The sequence below is a fragment of the Candidatus Nitrospira allomarina genome (genome assembly GCF_032050975.1).
Taxonomy (GTDB): Bacteria; Nitrospirota; Nitrospiria; order Nitrospirales; family UBA8639; genus Nitrospira_E; species Nitrospira_E allomarina.
On sequence record NZ_CP116967.1, the window covers coordinates 3,747,074 to 3,766,939 of the forward strand.

Genomic DNA, 19,866 nt, shown 5'->3' on the forward strand with positions numbered 1-19,866 from the left:
TTCCTTTGTGGTTCCGTTGAACCATTCACCGGAAGCAAAGTTCTGTCGCCGGCAGCGCATCAACTGGGCCGACATATATCCATATTTAAGGACGTGTCCAAAAAATCCGGAAAAATCAGTGCTTTAGATTTTCCAGTTGAATCAGGTCCTCATTAGCTGCCTATCAGGCACGGAAGGGTATCCATAAGGGATCGGCCAAAGACAGGTCACAATGGGAAAGTGTGAGGAGAATAATCAGATCCATCCCATTACAAAAAAGGACTCAACTGTGCGTTCCCTCAAGGAGACCGAGGAAGGGCCTCTTTCGTTGCCCGCCAATCACGAAGCCGCTGGGATAACCTGGTTGCCCAGTACTCAAAGGCCTGCTGAACATCATCCCATGAATCCATTGAGCCATCCAGCGTTCGACCTCCCATTCGACGATCGACGGCTGCCGCCAGCAGGGTGCCGGTGTCTCCATCGGTTAATTTTCCTTCAACAGTGGCCCGTCCCACAAACGCCTGCGTGCCCGTGGCAAGTCCCGTGGCTGCCGATATCACACCAGCCGGTGGGACAAGAGTGGTAATAATATCCATACCAACATCGGCTGGCACGGCTTCGGTTAAAGCCAGCTCTAATCGTAATGCTCCGGGTACTAATTTCGGAACGACAAGAAAATCTTCTTTGAGTGCCCAGATCATCTTTGAACGGAGATCTTCACCCAGTTTGTGTAATTGTTCCTGGGGAACCGACGATTGCTTTGACAATAAAACGGTAACCGGGTCCACGTATAACGTGCGATAAGTGGAAAAATCAGCTTGAGGATTCTTGTACACGAGAAGCGATTCCCCCTCTTCTCCCTCTTGGAGAAGGGAATAATCTCTGATAAATCCTGAAGTCTGCACGTTTCCAGCCTGTTCGGTCTTCGCGCACCCTGCAACAACGAGGACGATCGTAAGTACGCTTGAGAATCCGAGTCTCTTAAGCCGGTCAACCTGCCTGAATCCCGGCTTTCCGCTGCGGCAATCGGAGGATGTTATGTCAACCATTCATGAATTCCTTTCATTCCTCTGTCTAAATGTCTTAAGGAAAAAGGGATCAGGGATGCAGAATGAAATCGGCGAAGCATTTCGAGCACGCGTTCAGGCACTAGCCCGGCAAATAGTTATATTTCTTCCAAACCCGGCTTTTTTGAAAAATACCTCAATTGTTTGCATTGGTAGCCTTCCTGATCACTTCGAGCAAAGTATTGGCCTGGGGATTATTCACACTACGCCGCACCAATATATCGATCGTTTTGGTTGGTGTTTGATAATAACTGGTGTTTAACGTATCCCGTGCGGCGACAACTGCCCCTTCGAGTGAAATGCCCGCAAACAATCCCTTTGCCTTGGAAAAGGATAAAAGATCCACACTTAAATTTGGCGCCGTCGATCCCTCAACCCCTCTCCCGATTGGTCCAACCGCGAGGGAAGCATCGGCACCCAACTTCAAGGTCGTACTCATCAGGGAATCGATGCCCTTTTGCGTCATGACCAACAACACGACTTCCGAAGCTTGTCCGCCGAATTGGAATCCGAAACTGGCACCACCCATGGTAAAAAAGGCAGGATAGCTCCATTCATTGGTTTTTTCATCACGAGCGATCAACACACCGCTTCCCCCCGACCCGCCGACAAAAAAGGCTCCTTTAATAAATTGGGGAACAAGTAAAATGCCGCGCGCGTTCTTCATATAATCCCGGAACCACTGCATGTCCGGATCCGCAAGAAAATTCTCCAGGGTAAAACGAGCTTTATCCACCAGGAACTCTTCTTCAGAAGCATTCTGTGCCCAACTCGAAGTCGGAATGACCAATGCCAGACATAACATGCCACATCCAAGAATTATCCGGAACAGCCGCGAAGAATGACTCATGGATCGTACCTGGGTAGACATAATAGAGCCTCTCCAATGCTAAAAGGGTTTCAAGGAATGTACCGTGAAAACGGTTTGCGAGGATAGTCATAGAGCGAGGTTAGCAATTTTCACCCTATCCTCGATATAGTGGGAATCGATCAAACACTGAAAAATGGTTTTTCGCAATACAAGATCACCTCTATGGAGCTACGATGAACACGCGACCATCCGCACAAATAGTTTTCACCCTGCTTCTCACGATCATCGGCGGCGGGTGTACCCTCCTGGTCGGGCTACATCTCGATCAACAATTCGGGAAGTCCTCACCCCAAAACCGGTTGACCACCACACCCGGGGTCGAGGTCCGAACAGTTAAATATGCGGAGGATGTGAAGCCCATTCTCGAGAACCGGTGTATCGTGTGTCATGGCTGTTACGATGCTCCTTGCCAACTCAACCTCAGTGCACCGGAAGGGATCGAACGCGGTGCCAATAAGGACCTGGTTTATCATTCCGGAAGAATACTGGCCATGGAACCGACGCGGCTTTTTGTCGATGCGCATTCCTCATCTGAATGGCGGGAAAAACAATTTTATCCGGTATTAAACGAACGGGTGCAGACAAAAGAAGCCAACCTTAAAGGGAGCTTGATGGCCAAAATGTTGGAGCTTAAGCGACAACACCCCCTTCCCACGGTCAGTCCCCTACCGGCCGATTTTGATTTTTCCCTTGAGCGTGCCCAATATTGTCCAACGCTCGAAGAGTTTAATGATTTTGCCGAGACCAATCCCTTATGGGGGATGCCCTATGGCTTACCGGGTTTGTCAGACCGGGAATACGGGACAGTGAGGACGTGGTTGGAAGAAGGCGCAGGCTATGAAGCTTCACCTCCATTGGGAGCAAGCCCTCTGGCCAACATTTCAAAGTGGGAAACGTTTTTCAATGGGAATAGTCGTAAAGAACGATTAATGAGTCGGTACCTGTACGAGCATTTATTCCTGGCCCATCTGTATTTTGAAAATGACACCCCCGGATTATTTTTTCGCCTGGTTCGATCGACTACCCCTCCAGGGAGCCCGATCGACATCATTGCCACGCGTCGTCCCTACGATGATCCGAAGGTGGCACGCATCTATTATCGTTTGGAGCCGGTTCGGACAACCATTTTGGCCAAAACCCACATGCCCTATGTGCTCAACACGCAGCGCATGGAGCGTTATCACACGCTCTTTTTAGCACCGGAATACGACGTTCCCACTCTTCCGTCTTATGACCCGGAGGCCTCTGCCAATCCCTTCGAAACGTTTGAACGCCTCCCGGTCAAGTCCCGGTATCAGTTCCTGCTTGATGAAGCCGAGTTTACCCTTATGAATTTCATCAAAGGACCCGTGTGTCGAGGACAAATCGCTCTCAACGTGATAAACGAGCACTTCTGGATTGTTTTTGGCAATCCTGATAGTCCGGCTCTAGCCCAGAATTCCAAATTTCTTGAAAAGGAACAGCGGAATCTTCGGATGCCGACAGAACAGCAGAGTAATGCTGGAGCCCTGAAAAACTGGTTGGAGTATTCTAAATTGGAAAAGAAATATTTCGCAGGAAAAGTTGAGTATCTGCGACAACATCTCTCCACACCGGAAGAAATTAATCTCGACCTCATTTGGGATGGGGACGGCCGGAATGCCAATGCCGCCCTCACGGTGTTTCGGCATTTAGATAATGCGACGGTCGTCAAGGGCTTTGTCGGCGATGAACCCAAAACACTGGTGCTCCTTGACTATGCGTTGCTTGAGCGCATTCACTACCTGCTGGTCGCGGGATATGACATTTATGGCAATATTGGTCACCAGTTAAACTCCCGGCTTTATATGGATTTTTTGCGGATGGAAGGTGAGCTGGGTTTTCTCACCTTCCTCCCCGAACGCACGCGGGCAGACGAATGGAAATTCTGGTATCGAGACGCCAGTTCTGAAATTGAGAATTTTGGTGAGGTGTACAACCAACGCGTAAATCGCCAAACAGGCATTCACTTTACTACCGCCCACCCCAAATCCGAATTGGTCGAGATGTTACGCCAACACCTCAAGCCGGTGTTATCCCCCTCTTATGCCATCGAGGAAATCGATAATACGCACGTCCGTCAACAATTGAAAAAACTCTCCCGCATTCAAGGTGTCGCCGTTTCCTGGTTACCACAAAATATCATCGTCTCAATCAGTGGCAGCGGATCAACAGCACCCGGTGATTTGCGTCATCAGGTGGTGACCCTCATCCATAACAATGGCTTAAGCAATGTGTCTCATCTGTTCTTTGAACAAGAAAGACGGATTCCCGCAGAAGATACCTTAACCGTGGTGCCTGGATTTTTAGGTGCCTATCCCAACGCCCTTTACCATGTCGAGGCATCGCAATTACAAGATTTTGTCAGCGCCGTGGAAACCCTCAGCAGTGAGGAGGATTATCAAGCCCTGGTGGGTCATTTTGGTGTCAGCCGAAGCGATCCAGATTTCTGGAAACATAGTGATGCCTTGCGGATTGCCTATCAAAAGGAGTCTCCGATTGAAGCAGGATTGTTGGACTATAATCGTCTGGAAAACTGGTAAAACGGGGCGAGGCACAATAACCTAACTGCCGCCCCACAGACACAATGGGTTTTAAGGGACCTACGTGAACTTCTTGGTATTGGCTCCGGCCATCACTCCACACTCAGAAAAAGGCCAAGCTATATCACAGAACTGACAGACATCATCCGCATTCATCAATTTATTTTGAATAGGAATTAATTGAACCCCCAATCCCTGATGACTTTTGGTCCCCCCCGGAAAAATTCCTATACCCATTTTACTTCCCTATCCCGGCTTGATAAAGGGATGGTAAACCGGCTGTCAAAAATTTATGCCGGATTGAGCCACCAATTGAATCCCGTCACCGGCGAGCTTGGTGTTCACCAATCACTGGCACTTCCTTTAGGGATTACCACCTCATACTATTTAAAGTACCTGGAGAAGGAATAGACTCATATGGCGAATCATTCGACGCCCCCCCGAAATGAAGAATTTACGAAAAACGCAGTGGAGGCTGCGATTCGGATCGGCCTGGTCGTTCTCTGGGTTGGATGGTGTTTTCTCATCCTGCGCCCCTTTGTCATCCCCATTGTCTAGGGTCTCATCATTCCCGTAGCCATCTATCCGGTGTATGGGTCTCTACGAAATCTGTTACATGATTCTCCTCGTGTGTCAGCAATATTGGTAACGGCCGGTATGTTGGTGATTCTGGTTTGGCCGGCAGTCCTGCTAGGAGGACTTCTGGTTGAAAATGGGGAAATGGTGGTGAATCATTTGAGGGATGGGACACTCACAGTCCCCCCGCCCCCGCAGGGGCTTGAGACTTGGCCGTTAATTGGAAAACCGTTAGCCAATATCTGGAACCTGGCTTCCGTGAATATTGAGGGAGCTCTCGTCCAACTTGAACCCCAGATCAGAATGTTGGCAAGCTGGCTCCTGGCTATGGTCACAGGGACAGGTCTGGCAATCTTGCAATTTTTTGTGGCGGTATTGATCGCCGGAGTGCTCCTGGCCTACTCCAAGTCCGGCCATCAGCTCGCGCATAGTATTGGCAGACGCCTGGCTGGAGACCGGGGAGCGGAGCTTGCGACCCTTGCAGAGGCGACCGTGCGGAGCGTGGCGCGAGGCGTATTGGGGGTGGCCCTCATCCAGTCGCTATTTGCAGGGTTGGGATTCTTCATCGCGGGAATCCCTGCAGCAGGATTCTGGGCATTTTTGTGTCTTATCCTGGGCATCGTGCAAATCGGCGTCGGGCCCGTCATGATTCCCGTGGTCATTTACGTGTTTTCAACACAGGATACCCTGACATCTGTCCTATTTCTGATATGGTCAATTTTTGTCAGTCTGCTTGATAATATTCTCAAACCGATCTTTTTAGGACGCGGACTGGATGTCCCAATGGTGGTGATTTTCATGGGTGCCATCGGGGGATTGCTCTTGTCAGGTATTATTGGCTTATTTATTGGAGCGGTGGTTTTAACCTTGGGGTATAAATTGTTCCTGGCATGGCTGGAAGTAGACCAGCCTACCCACGAGGACCAGGCGCCCAAATCATAGAAAGGTAATCTTCCACACCCATATCGGAGTTTGATTAAATTAGTAAAAATGAGATGCTAGGATACGGAATGTATTCCATGTTTGAAGATCAAACAGGGCGACAAAGCTGTGTTTGTAGTTTTGCCGGCACTGTCCCCTGTTCTCTCATGCAGGCTGGGACATGTAGAGGATAACGTCGAGCAAATCTTGATCGCGCACGAGAGAGAATTGGCCATGAAACAAGAGAGAAAGACACATTGGGAAGACGTGTACCGAACCACAGCAATCGAGGAATTAGGCTGGTACCAGGCCCACCCCACCCTATCATTGAATCTGATTCAGGCCACGGGGGTTCAAAAAACCGGAAGCCTCATCGATGTGGGGGGAGGCGATTCGACACTGGTAGACCACCTTCTCGACCAAGATTTCAATCACATCACCGTACTCGATATTTCCGACGTTGCGTTGGAGCGGGCGAAAGCCAGATTAGGCGATCGTGCGGATCTCGTGACTTGGATCGAAGCCGATATCACTGATTTTCGTTCATCCAGGACATATGATGTCTGGCACGATCGAGCCGTGTTCCATTTCCTGACGGAGGCGGAAGATCGAGAAAAATACTGCGAGACCATGAACAGGACTGTGAGTGCAAAGGGCAACGTGATTATTGCAACGTTTGGTTATGAGGCTCCACCAACATGCAGCGGATTACCGGTCGTTCGGTATTCTCCTGAATTTTTGACCTTTGCCATCAGAAGTAACTTTGTCTTTATTGAGTCGTTCGAAGAACTTCATATGACGCCGGGGGGCAACAAACAACCGTTTATCTATTGCCGCTTTATAAGACGCAAACCCTGACATCTCTGGGGGTAGAAGAAATTTGGAAATGACTATATGAGAGGCATCAAAAGACCACAAATGGGATCAGTCCAAGATCATGTTGCAACGGTAGATGCCGATGCCAATGAGCGCGGGACCCCAGCACTTCCTTTTCGTGTTGATATTGATGGTGGGGATCGGTGTGGGTATGGATATGAACGTGCTCCATGCCTGCATAAACGCTTCCCAGGATGCACCGAGAATGCGACACCGCACCCAAACCCTTTGGACTATGCACTACATCCCTCTCTTTTTTCATAGGCGTTTTTCTTCAAACAGCGATTCAATAATAGGGCAGTCAGGAACCAACCCTCCTTCGCATTGGGAGGAAATCGAACGAAGTATCTTTTGAAGTCTCCGCAGATCTGAGATTTTCTTACTGACATCCCTGAGATGTTGCTCCGTCACCCCCTTCACTTCCTGACACGTGTACCGCTCGCCGTCAACCAGCCTGAACAGCGTGCGAATCTCCTCAAGCGAAAACCCCAGTTCCCGGCTGCGACGGATAAAGACCAACCGCTTGAGTTGGTCCTTGCCATAGAGACGGTGTCCGCCTTCGGATCTTGGTGGTTTCGCCAGCAAACCAATACGCTCGTAATAGCGGATGGTCTCGATGTGGCACCCGGTTTTTTGGGACAGGACCCCAATGGTATCCATGCTCCCTCGCTCCTTGAGACACGTTCTTGCATCTGTAGTTGCTACAGGTTGTACCATGAGAATCAGGAAGGAGGAAACCTGTCTAATAAAGTATGAAAATATCCATGAGTTGGACTCACTTTGTGGAATGAAGAGTGGGATGGTAGGAATCGTCAGAAAAAAATGGAGATTTGCCAATGGGAGCAAGCACACAACAACAATCCGTCATACGCTGTCCGCAATGCGGTTTTCACAAGCCCGAAACAATGTCCCTTGATTCCTGCCAGGTGAGGTATGAGTGCCGGAAGTGCGGGACGATTCTCAAACCCCAGGCAGGAGATTGTTGCGTCTTTTGTTCCTATGGAACGGTGTCTTGCCCCCCTCAGCAGACAAAGCATTTGGATATGTAAACCCACGCCTTGAAAAGATCTCAAAGGAGGTTGCATATGACAAATATGAAATTCAGGTTAGGTCTGTACGTCGTCGTCTTGACTCTTCTCACAGGAAATAGGGCCGTTGAGGCTGAGCCCATTCAGCCTCAACACATCCTGATCCATATGAAGACTTCCTTATCGGAAGATGATGCCCAGATTTGTGCCGTCCCTAACGTGGCCTGGGCAATGATGAATGCCGGGCATCAGGTCACCATTCTAGTGGATGCCAGTGCCGTCACCTCCGTCACCAAGGGATTTGGATGGTTCGGACGTCTGGTGCATTCAGACACAACCGCCCTCGATCGTGCCAGGCTACCGGAACGGGAGCGAGTCAATCTGGCTGATCAGATGGGCGCGTCATTGGAAGAGATTCCTCATCAGTATGGAGAATACTTGGGGTTCTTGAAAAAAATGGGTGTGACCATCTATGGCAATCAAACCATGATGCTCCTGTATAATATCGACCTTGATGACGTCGCATCTGAAGTCACCCCGATCGCCTTGAATCGGATGGTCAAACTTTTTCAGTCTGCGGACCGTATCATCGTGTACTAACCAAAGAGGTTGACACATGCACAGGAAATCACATTCGGAAGAGGTGTATCAAACCACGGCTGCCAAGGAGTTAAGCTGGTTCAGGCCAACCCCACCATGTTGTTGCACCTGATTGAGTCAATTTGAGTAGGGCAAACCGAAAGTCTCACCACATAGGGGAGTAGGAAAAACAAGAACACGAATTCATGAATGTCCCATCACTCCTTCAAGGGGATGCCGGCCGCCAGGTCAAACTTTATCGCAGCCTGGATTTTGTTCTCTATTTGCAGGTAGCGAGCCATCTTCGTCGGTGGAAGGACTCTGGCCAGTTTTTCTGAATAGTTCCGCCGCATCTTCACTTCCGCCTCTTCCGTTTTAAGTGTCTCGTTGACCAGTTCTTTGGCCAGGTCTTCGGACACGGCCCCGGCAGTGTACGCTGCAGCATATTCGGCGATCAGGCCGGCTCGGTTCCGGTTTAACGGCTCCAAATCTTTTTGATAATTCTCGTAAAGCGGCCAAAACTCCGTGGATTCCTCTTCGGTCAAATCCATATTGTGGGCGATGAGCAACTTTTTATCTGCCTTCACCTGATCGACCAGATTTTTCATGTTAGTAAGTTTCGCGTTCTCCGCGAAGACTGGAGTCACGCCCATGGTGACTGCAGCGACCGCAACCATGATGAAGGTTTTCATAAGGGCACATCCCCTGCCTGCAAAGGTAGATAAAGAATGCCAGAGTAGAAATAATAAGCGCTCACGTTCAAGTGAGAGGCTTGAAGGGAGCCTTGAGGGTAGCACCGGCTGTTTTATTAGTAAACCGCAGGAAGACCTATAACTGAAGGCGTATCCAGAGCAAGTTGATCAGTTCAATCTTCCTCCGTTGGTTTATGCCATCCACCACTATCCGCCACGATGCCCTGGGCCTCATTGGGCCCCCACGTTCCTGCCGCATATTCAAAGACAGGGGTGGACATCTTTAAAACTGGATCCACAATACGCCAGGCCTCTTCGACTCCGTCCTCCCTGGCAAACAAAGAGGCATCTCCCACCATCGCATCACCGATGAGGCGTTCATAGGCCCCCTGTTCGTCGCCTTGTTGGCGACATACATAGAGCTCAATGTCTTCCCCAATCATCCGTTCGCCCGGCTTCTTCGCTCGGGCGCCCATCGCAATCGCGACCCGGTCCGGCCCCAACCGGAAACGAATATGGTTCGATGCATCTGACCGACTGTCGTCAAAGAGCTGATGAGGCGGATATTTAAGTCTGACCAACACTTCCGTGGCCGTCACCGGAAGGCATTTCCCTGTTCGAATGAAAAAGGGAACGCCCTCCCACCGCCACGAATCGATGTGAAGCTGCATCGAGGCAAAGGTTTCGACCTGCGAATCCGGCCTTACCCCGGCTTCCTCACGATAGCCCCGAAACTGCCCCCGCACCAGGGAATTCCCCGTGAGTGCCCGAATGCCCCTGAACGCTTTAACCCGTTCATCGCGCAGAGCTTCCCCACCGGAACTGACAGGTGGCTCCATGGCCAGGTTGGCCACCACTTGCAACAAGTGATTTTGCACGACATCCCGGATCGCACCGGTTTCCTCATAAAACTTACCACGCCCGTCTACCCCGAATTTCTCCGCCATGGTGATCTGCACACTTTCGACGTAGTTCCGGTTCCAGATGGGTTCAAGAAACGAATTGGCAAAACGAAAAAACAGGAGATTTTGAATCGACTCCTTTCCGAGATAATGATCGATACGGAAAATTGCCGATTCATCAAAGACGCTACGGAGGGTCCCATTCAGAGCTTGGGCGGAAGCCAGATCGCGCCCGAATGGTTTTTCCACGACGACTCGTGCACCGGAGGCACAGCCTGACTTTCCTAAGCTTTCCACCACGGCTGGAAACAGAGACGGAGGAATGGCCAAATAGAAGAGGGGGCGTTGGGCGGTACCCAGGATCTGACGTAAACGGGCATAGGTGTCTTCCTCCTGATAATCCCCATCCACACATCTGAGCAAATCGGAAAGTCTTGCAAAGGCGGCCTCATCGACTCCACCGCCGAATTTCTCCAGACCGTCTCGGGCTCGCTGTCGGAGGTAATCCACGTCCTTGCCGCCTCTGGCGACACCGATAATCGGAACGTCGACCTTCCCATGCTGAATCATGGCCTGAAGCGCGGGGAAAATTTTCTTCTGTGCGAGGTCCCCTGTGGCTCCGAAAAGCACAAGCGCATCTGTACGAGCATTCCCCATCAATCCCTCCTTGAACAATCAAGCCAATTGATCGGTCCCTACTCCACCGTAAGGAGTTCAAGGATGTGTCCATTCTGATCGCAAAAGTATACTCCCCGTCCGCCACCCCGGTGGTTGATGGTCATATCCTTCCGCGCCCTCGGCCCGCTCCCATAGGGAATGCCTTCGGCCTGAATGCGACCAAAGATCCGGTCGAAATCCTCTTCCCCGACCTTGAATGCATAGTGATGGCTGTCGAATTTGTCGACATCATCATCGAAATCAAATGTGAGCCTCTCATTGATCCGTAGCGGCGCGAAATATTCGACCTTTCCTTCATCGAACACGAGTCCGAAAATTTTCGCATAGAATTTTGCCGAAGCCACTTTGTCGTGCACCGGGACAATGGTGTGATTGAGTTCAATTGCCAAGGCATATCTCCTTCACGTTGCGATGGTCCTGAATCACCTGGCCTGGCGGCGGGAAGACCGGCAGGCGAGGAGCCACGGCGAGAGTTTTGTCTGTCCTCTCACACTTTGAACGGGCGTTCATGTGGCCGTGTTTCATGAACATGGTCATCAATGGGAAAATCTAGCTGTTTTGGCGAAGGCCCGGCAAGCTGAAACAGGATCTTCCCTGCCGACAGACCCGGATGGGAGATTCAGCAAGGGTCCTTCATTTGCCCGACCAGGGAAAATCCCAGTTCTCCTGAGGGGCGATGAGGCGTACAATCATGGTAAAATCGGCAGCATTTTGGGCAAACGCAAAAAAATTAGCGATGCGAATCGTTCCTGCACAAGACTGACGTGATCGCCACACCTGATCACACAAAGAAAAGACGATAAGCCGTATGAAAAAAAAATGGGAGGTCGTCATTCTTGGTGGTGGATTTGCCGGCCTGGCGTGCGCCCGTCGACTCGAAAAACTTTGGGGGAAAGACACGGCCAAACGCGTGCTGCTGGTCAGCGCTGAGAACTATTTCGTCTATCAACCCTTTCTTTCGGAAGTGATTGGGGCGGGTATCGAGCCGCGCCATGTTATGAACCCCATTCGATTGGCCTTGCGCCGCTGTACTGTGCAACGCGCCGAAGTCACGACCATTGATCTGGAAAAACGACGAGTCGAATTCAATGCGGATGAGGGGATAAGCCTGGAACCCGTCGAGGCCGAACACCTGGTCATCGCGTTGGGAAGTAGCACCAATCTCCGCGCGATACCGGGCATGATGGAGCACGGGTTATTTCTCAAGACACTGGCTGATGCGCTGGGAATACGGGAACATATTATTAAACGCTTGGAGGAGGCAGATCTTGAACCCAACCCCGATATCCGGCGATCTCTCCTCCATTTCGTGGTCGTCGGTGGTGGATACAGCGGGGTCGAAACGGCTGGTGAAATTCTTGATTTGTTACATGACGCCAGACGGTTTTATCCGTCGTTTGACCCGTCTGAGCTGCGGGTCACTCTGGTGCACTCGGGCGCACATTTACTCCCTGAACTGGGCGAAGACCTCGGGCGTTTTGCGCAACGGTTTCTTGAATCTCGAGGAATGACGGTGTTGCTCAACCAACGTGCATCTTCGGTGAGCGCAGGATATATCCGGTTGAACGATGGCACACGCCTGGAATCCCGGAACCCGATTTGTACCATTGGTAATGCGCCGAATCCGGTGCTCAAAGATTTGGCCGCGGAGTATGCCAACGGATGGCTGGTGACGAACGAGTTCCTACGCCTCAAGGGACATACCCATCTCTGGGGCATTGGGGATGGAGCAGCCAATCCCGACGGCTATGGGAATCAATGTCCGCCAACGGCCCAATTTGCCATACAACTCGGCCGGCATGCGGCCGAGAACATCGCCTTATCTTCCTCCGGCAAACCTCTTCGTTCATTCCGATACAAAACGCTGGGCCAGATGGCCACGATCGGCCATCATAAAGGGGTCTGTTCGATCTTTGGTTTCCAATTCAGCGGGTTTTTGGCCTGGTGGGTCACACGCACAGTTCATTTGCTAAAATTGCCCGGACTCGACCGCAAACTTCGGGTCGTGGTTGATTGGACATTTGAGCTTTTTTTTCCGCCGGATCTCAATTACCTGGATTTGAAAAAAACACAAAAAATTGCGCGCATACATGTGGAACCGGGGGATGTGATTTTCCGCCAGGGGGAACGAGGCTCCGCTTTCTATATTGTGGAAGACGGCACACTGGAAGCCACCCGATACGATGGCGACGGCAAAGTGCTGTGGCGTGACGAAGTGCTCCCTGGGGATCACTTTGGCGAGGGATCGTTTTTATATGGTGTGGTGCGGCGCGTCACGGTCACAGCCAAGACGGGAGCGACCCTCATGGTGTTTAATTCAAAAGAATTCAAATCCTTCGTCGAGAGTTTCCAAACGCTCAGTCAGATCCTTCGTCACACGGCCCAACGACCATCACAAGAAGACGTCCTGGGCGAAGCACGGTGGACGACGGAACTGCTTTCCTCTCCGGTCGAAGCCGTAATGAAAAAGTCCGTACCATGTCTATCCGAAACCGCCACGATCAATGAGGCCATCCTGGCCTTTGGGAATTGTTCGCAAACCTTGTTGCCCATCGTGGATGCGGAAGGAAAAATGACCGGCATTCTGACAAAGACGGATGTCTATCGGGCCATGACCCTCGGCCAGGATTTTGGTGAGTCCGTCGAGACGATCGCCAAGCATGAGGTCGCCGCGCTCCGTGAGGGGCAGACTGTACGGGAAGCCTTACGGGTGTTGTACATGAAAGATGTGAAACAGGCGCCGGTGCTGGATGATCGCTCCAGGCCGGTAGGAATTCTCAGTCACCTGGATCTTGCCGAGGCGAGAATTCACCTCGACCTCCGGGCCTCAGGGAGTCAGCACGCTTCCTCTGTAGACACACCTGAATAATTAGGGTTCTTCATTTACCAATTGGCAAAATGAAGCCTATCTAGGCTCCTTGGTGAAAAAATTGTTGGCACCTCTCTCTCTGGTGGAAGGACTGATGGCTCTCTGCCATTGAGAGGTGCTATTTGACTCATGCGGGTCCTTGCAGTTTTCCTCAAAAACCAACACACTTCCCAGTGGCATCGTTATTCGACGACCTTTCGCATGAGCACCAGGTTGTCGAGAATCAGATTCGATGACCAGATGAAGTCGGCGTCGGCAATCGGGTCATCGAATACATTGCGAAAATTCATGTAGGCCGGTTTGTTATTGACGCCAACGGTGTCGTTGGTGAAGACGGTTGCGTGCGGCCAGTCGCTATCATCGAAACCCGGTGCGAACCAGCTGGCAGGAACCTGCCAATGCGCCGCGGAGAATGAACTCCCGTCTCGAGCACTTTCCATCGAACAGGCAGAGCTGTCTCGAACCTGACCACGTACTTTCAGGCAAGAGCGGTCATTGAGTGGCGCAGTGTAAAATGTTTGAGCGCGCCACGTATTGTCGGTGACGGCCACGGTCTGGCCGCTCCCGTCTTTAATCACGGCCACCAATCCGGCGTCACCTGGATGATAGGCATATCCCCTGTTCTGCTCCGAGCCGAGACCCAGATTTTCTTCCCAGTCAACGCCCACCATAGCGAGAGAAAACGGCCGGGTCGCTTTGAAGCGAATGACGCTACTGTTAAAGGGCGTGAAAGGAACCGCATCGACCGCGAGGAGTGTGCCGTTGACATAAAACTCAAAATAGTTGTCGGCAAAAATATATGCCGTGAAAATATCGCTGCCACCGGCATCAATCACGGGAACCGACTGGAGGTCGAGATCTGCCGACCGGTGCAACCGGATCCCGTTACTTTGATTGTAGAGATCCGCCGCTTTTGCCGCGGTTTCGAAATGCGTCTTGGCCGGCACGATCCACTCTGTGCCCTCTTTGGCCTTGATCTTTCCGACCGCACTGATGCGCGCGTTGGGATCACTGCACGCATAAAGGCCGGGATTGACGGTTTGCGCCAAACCGGTCGTGAAGGATGGCAGTTCTTGTGCCATGACATCCTGGCCGAAGACGGACGCTCCAAGGGCCAAAATTGCAAGAAGTAATCTGAAGGTTTTCATTGAAATCATCTCCGAACTCGGACAATCTTGGCATCAGTCGCCCGACAAAAAGGTTTCAAATTTTCGTGAACTTTTATGCAAAAGATCCTATTTGCGGAGTAATTGGAGTTTCAATCAATTATATGAAACTTTGGAAGATGCTGGGAACATCTGAATGCTGGTCGATCACCCACAAAAAAAGGTCAGCCTGTTTCTCTTTAAAATGAGTGCTTGTTAAGCAGAATAAATTTTACCATTGGATGACTAAACGCTACAGATTGGGGTCACCAATTACATCAAGGACTGAGGGAATTCTCGGTTTTGGAAGTCACGGGGTGGCGCCTGGACGTAATATTTTTTTTGAAATGCATAACCTGACCTGTCGGATTTTAGCAGGTATCCTCGGAGTATCGGACGCTCAATACTTACAGACGCCTGTCGATAATCTCCAAGTCAAAAAGGCCAGATTGCGTTCATATGAGGGGTGTGTAGTAAAAAATCCCAACAAAATTCTTGGAATGAAATAAGAAAAATGTTCGCTTCTGGCCAAACTCTGTCGATTAGCTTTAAACATTATCAAAGAATCTATCCTCGGACGGCAAACGACCCAAAGCAGACCAATAATTTAAGCGGCTAAGTGAGTGAGTTCGCTACGATGAGCCAAAAGCAATTGACGTGATGGATGAAGCCTATGTATTGGTTGCTACAAAGACCAACTCGCACTATGTTTGAGTCCTCCTAGGTGTGGTGCTTGATGACCTAATGGATAAGGTAGTACGCGTAATGCTGCGAAAGTGTACGCGTTGAGTAAAGTAGACAAAATTGGGTACAACTTTCCTGTGTAAGAGCCCCAAAAAATATCAGAAATACTGGGTGATGCCGAATTGAACCAGCGAATTCGCTCTTGGCGAGAAAAGATGGGCTACATCGACTCGCAAGAGCGTATTGGCAAGGAATGTTGGCACGACGCGAATCCCCGTTCCCACGTTCACAGCTTCTTGCCAATCGCGCAGTTTCCCCTCGTCGGTAAATGACTGAAAGGTACCGAAATCCGTAAACAGGACGCCTTGTAGCGCCCAGCGGGGTGCGAGGGGAATGGCATGCCGGAGTTCCAAGTTGGTGTAGGCCTGGGCTCGATTGCGAAAGAGATTGTCATCAAGCCCCCGAACTCCGGCAATACTTCCGATTAATAAGCTGTGATTGGGATTTTTACTGTTGTTGACCGCTTCCGCCACACCATTGATCATCAAGACGGTACTGGTACCCATCGGGATTCCTTGGAGATAGTGTAATAGGGCTTCATGACGTGGTTCGTTTCCTCCAAAAAAGTATCCGAGCTGAAGCTCAAGAATAAGTCGGTATCCCTTTGGCATCAGATCATTCCAATGATACTGGTCCCAGATCAGCTCGGGAATCACCCCAATAAAATTCCCGTCTGGGGAGTTTTCTGATATTTTTTTTTCGTCTTTAATCACTTCACGGTAAAATTTCGTGACCACTTCATACCGTAGGGGTGAGCTATATCGGTAGGGCCCTATGAGTTCAAACTCACCCCCGATGCGGTTGCGGGTCCATTTAGCATCCGAGTCCGAAAACCGGATTTGGTTCGCTTTGTAGAAACCTTTGACCTCTTGGGCCCACCGATCGGGTTCGAAGGGATGTTGCGAAAGCCACACGTCGATGTTGGGGCCCCGTTGACTGTATTGGAACTGCCCCCCAAGCTGTGTGGCTGTACCCCACAAGTTGTATTCCACCAACCCGACCGTGGCCGTCAAATCTTTGAGGTCGCTCCCGCTAGTGAAGGCCAGGATTGGGGAAAGGGTAATCTTTTCGTGAACCTCAACCTGTAAAATTTGACCCTCGTGTGTTACTCGTACCAGATCAAAGAGGCTGAGATTCCGCACCCGTCGCTCAAACTCTTCAATCTCGGCTCGAGAAAATTCGCCGGGTATGGGCCGAGAGAGCAACCGGGTAATCACTTCTGGTTTGGTATGAATGATTCCTTCAATGGCCACCTCATCGATCCGGAAAAGTTCGTCCTCGACTCTGTCGGTTGCAGCCAGAGCGCCATGATTCAGTGCCACACCATTGAACGCCAGTACGAGGCACGAGGCCAGGACCCACTGAACAAGGCTTGGTAAACTTTTGAAACGGAGGTAAAGATGTCTCATTACAGACCTCCTTAAGACAACAAAGTTGAGCGCATCGACCAATTGGACGAGCGAGAACTTGGAGGTACTGGATGAGTTTAAATGCGAAGAGGAATTGAAAAAGAAACGGGCCTGTTACGGGGAGGGGGATGAGGCGGAGGATGGCCTCTCGGAGTCGTTAATCCCAACACAGGGACCGCGACGAAAAAAACCTGGAGGTCTGGTGGCTGAGGTGCTGTACCAGTATTCTGGGCTACAACGCCTGCACGTTCCGACGGCATGAGGAGATGTTCGGCCACACCGTCCGGGTCCGCCTCCCCAGCCTCATGGGTGTTGGCTGTCACCTCCTGTTCTTCAAATACAAGGTCGACCACCAGATCGGCGGTGGTCCATATACAGAGTAGGAGCGAAAGCCAAATGATGAACAGCCCATTATGAGGCAACCTTCGTAAATACATAATCCACAGTATAGAGAACCTAAGGAGTTTGAACAATGCTCGTGTTATTACCATTTGATAAGATGTAGTGCCACCAAGACCGGTTCCTATGAAATGAATGGGTTGCAAAAATGAACCTTTCTGCAAATCTGCAAACAAATTTGGCTTTCAATGGAAACAACAGGTTTTAGGTTGCACAATCCATTTGCATAACAATCCGATGAAAATTGAGATCATGAAATATTCTAGATAGGCAGCTCAATGCACATTTTTACCCCGATACGCTTAGTACTCTAATGTCCGCTTTTGGCCGGAAGGGGATATCAAAACAGAACCCGATCCGAAACTGCCTTTACGATCATCGGATAGCGATTATTTCAGTTAATCTCTTCCAACCACCAATCCGAAACAGTACAGTGGTTAGACCTTAGAATATTCCCTTTCTTTACCAGAAACCCACTCATCCCATATCAGCTGTTCTGTCCTGTCGTTATCCAGAAGAGCCTTCCCTTTCCCTGATCCCGAATCCAAGTTCCGTCAGTAGATCTTCGCGTATTTGCTTTTTAAGGTGATTCAATGAAAACTTCAGCCATCGTTTTCTTGAAAGAAGGCATCAGATATGTGGTTACGACCTTTCTCCCCATTGGTTCATGGAGGACCGACCAGTATTCCCACGACTGCTTGCTGGAAATGCTATTTACTGAGAAGAATTTTAGGAGTAGGATAATTCTCATGAGATCGTTCCCGAAATTGTTAGCCCTCTTTCTGATTGGTCTGTTCCTCGCGTTCAGCTTTAATGCCTACGCCTGCGTGGTGCCGGTCTTTGCCAAAATGCCAGTGGCTCAGGTGAGTGATTGCACCATGCCGGGGGAAGAGCCTGTTACTCAGTTCTGTGACGGGTTTAAAACCCTCGCGGTTCAGTCGAGTCTCGACACTCCTTCAAACAACCAGGCTCATGCCCCCTTCATTGGCGAAGTGGCCCTGCTCCTTCCTGACCATGTTCCCTCCTCCAGAAATTTAATCTTTCCGCCCGGTACCGGCCATGTGGCCGTGCCAAAAGACCTTCTCCTCCTCATCTCGGTTTTTCGTATTTGATCCCCTCCCCGTTTCTTCGTTCATCACCAATTCCCTGAATTCACGACCTTACTGATCCCGGTCTGACATTTTCAGGCCTGCTCGACAGGACCTTTTCTCCTTTCTGCTTCTTTGGGTACGAGGCAGAACCGGGGAGAAGTCCATGGTCGCTACATAACAAGCGGAGTCAACCATGCACCAGATTATTTCAAAATACGTGGTGATAGTGGCATTCAGTATTGTATGGCTTGGTCCGGCAGGTCCACTCCCGGCTCAACCAACCGGCACGACTGAAGCGGTCTTGGAACTCGTGCCACTGATCCAGGAAGCCATTCAACAGAATCCTGAGATCGCGGCGACACACGAGCAGGTCCTGGCCATGAAGGAGCGCGCCCCTCAGGTGGGAGCCCTGGCCGACCCGGAATTAAAGGTTCAGTTGTGGAATACGCCTGACTCGCTGAATGTCACCAAAACGCAAACGGTCATCTACGGGGTTGCCCAACAGTTTCCCTTCCCGGGGTTGCTTTCAAAGAAAGCCGAAGTGGCGATACGCGAAGCCGACCAGGCGGAACAACGCGTGGCGGCTAAAGTCCGCGAGATTACCGCTGCGGTCAAAACGGCCTTTTTTGAGCTGTTGTTCGCCCACAAAGCCATTGAGGTCCATCATGAACAGCAAAAATTGCTCAGGCAGTTCTTTGATATTGCCAATGCCAAATACGGAGTGGGCTCCCGAACACAGGTAGACGTCCTGCGAGCTCAAGTTGAGCTTTCCAAAATTTCCCAACAATTACCCGTCCTCAACCAACAACGGGAAACCGCTCAAGCTCATCTCAATACCATTCTGAATCGTGATCCCCATGCTCCGCTTGGAATCCCACGGGCACCACATCCACAACCGCTGACACGCTCGCTTGAAGAACTCCAGGCCCACGCGCTTCGACTTCGCCCGGAACTTCAAGAAGCTGATCTGGCGGTGACGCGATTTCAGTCGGCCACGCAACTGGCCAAATTGCAGTACTACCCTCACCTTCGGGTGGAACTCCAGCGCTGGCAAAATTACCAAACCGACGACGGATTCGGAGGGAATGTGATGGTGAACATTCCCTTCGCCTTCTGGACCAAACCGAAGTATGACGCCGGTGTACGGGAAGCGGCGGCGCAGGTCAGATCCGCACAAGCCAAGCAACAAACCCTTGTCACACTCACGCGCTTTCAGGTTAAGGATCTGGTGGTGCAAATTCAGGCCACGCAAGAGGTTCTGGAACTCTATCGCACCACCGTCCTTCCGCAGGCACAGCAGGTGCTCCAGGCCGCCCATGCGGGCTATCGGACGGATCGCACGGATTTTTTGGATCTGATCGATGCGGAACGCGCGCTCATCACCTTTCGGCTTGAATATATACGGGCGCTCGTGAACCGGGAACAGCAAGTCGCTCAACTTGAACGCGTGCTCGGCGCGGACTTGTAAGAAGGAGACGC

19 protein-coding genes are annotated in these 19,866 nt (G+C 50.8%); 9 read left to right on the plus strand and 10 right to left on the minus strand.

Annotated elements, in window-relative coordinates:
* Positions 1-278: 278 nt before the first annotated feature.
* On the minus strand, positions 279-1,028 hold the full coding sequence (locus PP769_RS16630) for a DUF3313 domain-containing protein (RefSeq protein ID WP_312642239.1): 750 nt from the start codon (positions 1,026-1,028) through the stop codon (positions 279-281).
* A 154-nt stretch (positions 1,029-1,182) separates the two neighbouring features.
* The gene (locus tag PP769_RS16635; protein WP_312642240.1) at positions 1,183-1,917 is read right to left on the minus strand and encodes a lipid-binding SYLF domain-containing protein; all 735 of its coding nucleotides are present in this window, start codon (positions 1,915-1,917) and stop codon (positions 1,183-1,185) included.
* 173 nt (positions 1,918-2,090) lie between these two features.
* Between PP769_RS16635 and PP769_RS16640 the strand changes: the two genes are divergently transcribed.
* The 4 genes from PP769_RS16640 (at position 2,091) to PP769_RS16655 (ending at position 6,833) form a co-directional block, all read left to right on the plus strand.
* On the plus strand, positions 2,091-4,478 hold the full coding sequence (locus PP769_RS16640) for a fatty acid cis/trans isomerase (protein ID WP_312642241.1): 2,388 nt from the start codon (positions 2,091-2,093) through the stop codon (positions 4,476-4,478).
* A 417-nt stretch (positions 4,479-4,895) separates the two neighbouring features.
* Positions 4,896-5,036, plus strand: coding sequence for a hypothetical protein (locus tag PP769_RS16645; RefSeq protein ID WP_312642243.1), 141 nt, complete (start codon positions 4,896-4,898; stop codon positions 5,034-5,036).
* Positions 5,037-5,045: 9 nt separating this feature from the next.
* Positions 5,046-5,996, plus strand: a complete 951-nt coding sequence (locus tag PP769_RS16650; protein ID WP_312647062.1) for an AI-2E family transporter — start codon at positions 5,046-5,048, stop codon at positions 5,994-5,996.
* 213 nt (positions 5,997-6,209) lie between these two features.
* Positions 6,210-6,833: a class I SAM-dependent methyltransferase gene (locus PP769_RS16655; protein WP_312642245.1), complete on the plus strand. Its 624-nt coding sequence runs from the start codon at positions 6,210-6,212 to the stop codon at positions 6,831-6,833.
* A 46-nt stretch (positions 6,834-6,879) separates the two neighbouring features.
* Here PP769_RS16655 and PP769_RS16660 read toward each other — a convergent pair whose 3' ends face one another.
* The gene (locus PP769_RS16660; protein WP_312642247.1) at positions 6,880-7,113 is read right to left on the minus strand and encodes a hypothetical protein; all 234 of its coding nucleotides are present in this window, start codon (positions 7,111-7,113) and stop codon (positions 6,880-6,882) included.
* Positions 7,110-7,511 carry a MerR family transcriptional regulator gene (locus PP769_RS16665; RefSeq protein ID WP_312642249.1) on the minus strand — a complete coding sequence of 134 codons (402 nt, stop codon included), beginning with the start codon at positions 7,509-7,511 and terminating at the stop codon, positions 7,110-7,112. The genes PP769_RS16660 and PP769_RS16665 overlap by 4 nt, the downstream gene beginning before the upstream one ends.
* 176 nt (positions 7,512-7,687) lie before the next feature.
* Between PP769_RS16665 and PP769_RS16670 the strand changes: the two genes are divergently transcribed.
* On the plus strand, positions 7,688-7,900 hold the full coding sequence (locus PP769_RS16670) for a GDCCVxC domain-containing (seleno)protein (protein ID WP_312642251.1): 213 nt from the start codon (positions 7,688-7,690) through the stop codon (positions 7,898-7,900).
* Between the two features lie 36 nt (positions 7,901-7,936).
* Positions 7,937-8,479, plus strand: coding sequence for a hypothetical protein (locus tag PP769_RS16675; protein WP_312642253.1), 543 nt, complete (start codon positions 7,937-7,939; stop codon positions 8,477-8,479).
* A gap of 197 nt (positions 8,480-8,676) precedes the next feature.
* On the opposite strand, the gene PP769_RS16680 is transcribed toward PP769_RS16675, so the two are convergent.
* From PP769_RS16680 to PP769_RS16690, 3 genes are all read right to left on the minus strand, one after another.
* On the minus strand, positions 8,677-9,150 hold the full coding sequence (locus PP769_RS16680) for a hypothetical protein (RefSeq protein WP_312642255.1): 474 nt from the start codon (positions 9,148-9,150) through the stop codon (positions 8,677-8,679).
* 173 nt (positions 9,151-9,323) lie between these two features.
* Positions 9,324-10,709 (minus strand): glucose-6-phosphate dehydrogenase, encoded by a 1,386-nt coding sequence (zwf, locus tag PP769_RS16685; RefSeq protein WP_312642257.1) that lies wholly within the window; start codon positions 10,707-10,709, stop codon positions 9,324-9,326.
* A gap of 38 nt (positions 10,710-10,747) precedes the next feature.
* Positions 10,748-11,119, minus strand: coding sequence for a VOC family protein (locus PP769_RS16690; RefSeq protein ID WP_312642259.1), 372 nt, complete (start codon positions 11,117-11,119; stop codon positions 10,748-10,750).
* 419 nt (positions 11,120-11,538) lie between these two features.
* On the opposite strand from PP769_RS16690, the gene PP769_RS16695 reads away from it, so the two are divergent.
* Complete coding sequence (locus PP769_RS16695) at positions 11,539-13,599, plus strand: FAD-dependent oxidoreductase (protein WP_312642261.1); 2,061 nt, start codon at positions 11,539-11,541, stop codon at positions 13,597-13,599.
* Between the two features lie 182 nt (positions 13,600-13,781).
* Here PP769_RS16695 and PP769_RS16700 read toward each other — a convergent pair whose 3' ends face one another.
* From PP769_RS16700 to PP769_RS16710, 3 genes are all read right to left on the minus strand, one after another.
* Positions 13,782-14,747, minus strand: a complete 966-nt coding sequence (locus tag PP769_RS16700) for a hypothetical protein (protein WP_312642263.1) — start codon at positions 14,745-14,747, stop codon at positions 13,782-13,784.
* A gap of 839 nt (positions 14,748-15,586) precedes the next feature.
* The gene (locus PP769_RS16705; protein WP_312642265.1) at positions 15,587-16,897 is read right to left on the minus strand and encodes a BamA/TamA family outer membrane protein; all 1,311 of its coding nucleotides are present in this window, start codon (positions 16,895-16,897) and stop codon (positions 15,587-15,589) included.
* Between the two features lie 77 nt (positions 16,898-16,974).
* Entirely contained in the window at positions 16,975-17,334 is a 360-nt protein-coding gene (locus tag PP769_RS16710) for a hypothetical protein (protein ID WP_312642267.1), read from the minus strand.
* A 711-nt stretch (positions 17,335-18,045) separates the two neighbouring features.
* Between PP769_RS16710 and PP769_RS16715 the strand changes: the two genes are divergently transcribed.
* On the plus strand, positions 18,046-18,408 hold the full coding sequence (locus tag PP769_RS16715) for a hypothetical protein (RefSeq protein ID WP_312642269.1): 363 nt from the start codon (positions 18,046-18,048) through the stop codon (positions 18,406-18,408).
* 172 nt (positions 18,409-18,580) lie between these two features.
* A complete protein-coding gene (locus PP769_RS16720) occupies positions 18,581-19,855 on the plus strand; it encodes a TolC family protein (RefSeq protein WP_312642271.1) in 1,275 nt (424 codons plus the stop codon).
* The last annotated feature ends 11 nt before the right edge of the window (positions 19,856-19,866 follow it).

Coding starts and splice junctions, on each gene's coding strand:
- PP769_RS16630 (WP_312642239.1), bottom strand. CDS start 1,028: ATGGTTGACATAACATCCTCCGATTGCCGCAGCGGAAAGCCGGGATTC.
- PP769_RS16635 (WP_312642240.1), bottom strand. CDS start 1,917: ATGTCTACCCAGGTACGATCCATGAGTCATTCTTCGCGGCTGTTCCGG.
- PP769_RS16640 (WP_312642241.1), top strand. CDS start 2,091: ATGAACACGCGACCATCCGCACAAATAGTTTTCACCCTGCTTCTCACG.
- PP769_RS16645 (WP_312642243.1), top strand. CDS start 4,896: ATGGCGAATCATTCGACGCCCCCCCGAAATGAAGAATTTACGAAAAAC.
- PP769_RS16655 (WP_312642245.1), top strand. CDS start 6,210: ATGAAACAAGAGAGAAAGACACATTGGGAAGACGTGTACCGAACCACA.
- PP769_RS16660 (WP_312642247.1), bottom strand. CDS start 7,113: ATGAAAAAAGAGAGGGATGTAGTGCATAGTCCAAAGGGTTTGGGTGCG.
- PP769_RS16665 (WP_312642249.1), bottom strand. CDS start 7,511: ATGGATACCATTGGGGTCCTGTCCCAAAAAACCGGGTGCCACATCGAG.
- PP769_RS16670 (WP_312642251.1), top strand. CDS start 7,688: ATGGGAGCAAGCACACAACAACAATCCGTCATACGCTGTCCGCAATGC.
- PP769_RS16675 (WP_312642253.1), top strand. CDS start 7,937: ATGACAAATATGAAATTCAGGTTAGGTCTGTACGTCGTCGTCTTGACT.
- PP769_RS16680 (WP_312642255.1), bottom strand. CDS start 9,150: ATGAAAACCTTCATCATGGTTGCGGTCGCTGCAGTCACCATGGGCGTG.
- zwf (WP_312642257.1), bottom strand. CDS start 10,709: ATGGGGAATGCTCGTACAGATGCGCTTGTGCTTTTCGGAGCCACAGGG.
- PP769_RS16695 (WP_312642261.1), top strand. CDS start 11,539: ATGAAAAAAAAATGGGAGGTCGTCATTCTTGGTGGTGGATTTGCCGGC.
- PP769_RS16700 (WP_312642263.1), bottom strand. CDS start 14,747: ATGAAAACCTTCAGATTACTTCTTGCAATTTTGGCCCTTGGAGCGTCC.
- PP769_RS16705 (WP_312642265.1), bottom strand. CDS start 16,897: ATGAGACATCTTTACCTCCGTTTCAAAAGTTTACCAAGCCTTGTTCAG.
- PP769_RS16710 (WP_312642267.1), bottom strand. CDS start 17,334: ATGTATTTACGAAGGTTGCCTCATAATGGGCTGTTCATCATTTGGCTT.
- PP769_RS16715 (WP_312642269.1), top strand. CDS start 18,046: ATGAGATCGTTCCCGAAATTGTTAGCCCTCTTTCTGATTGGTCTGTTC.
- PP769_RS16720 (WP_312642271.1), top strand. CDS start 18,581: ATGCACCAGATTATTTCAAAATACGTGGTGATAGTGGCATTCAGTATT.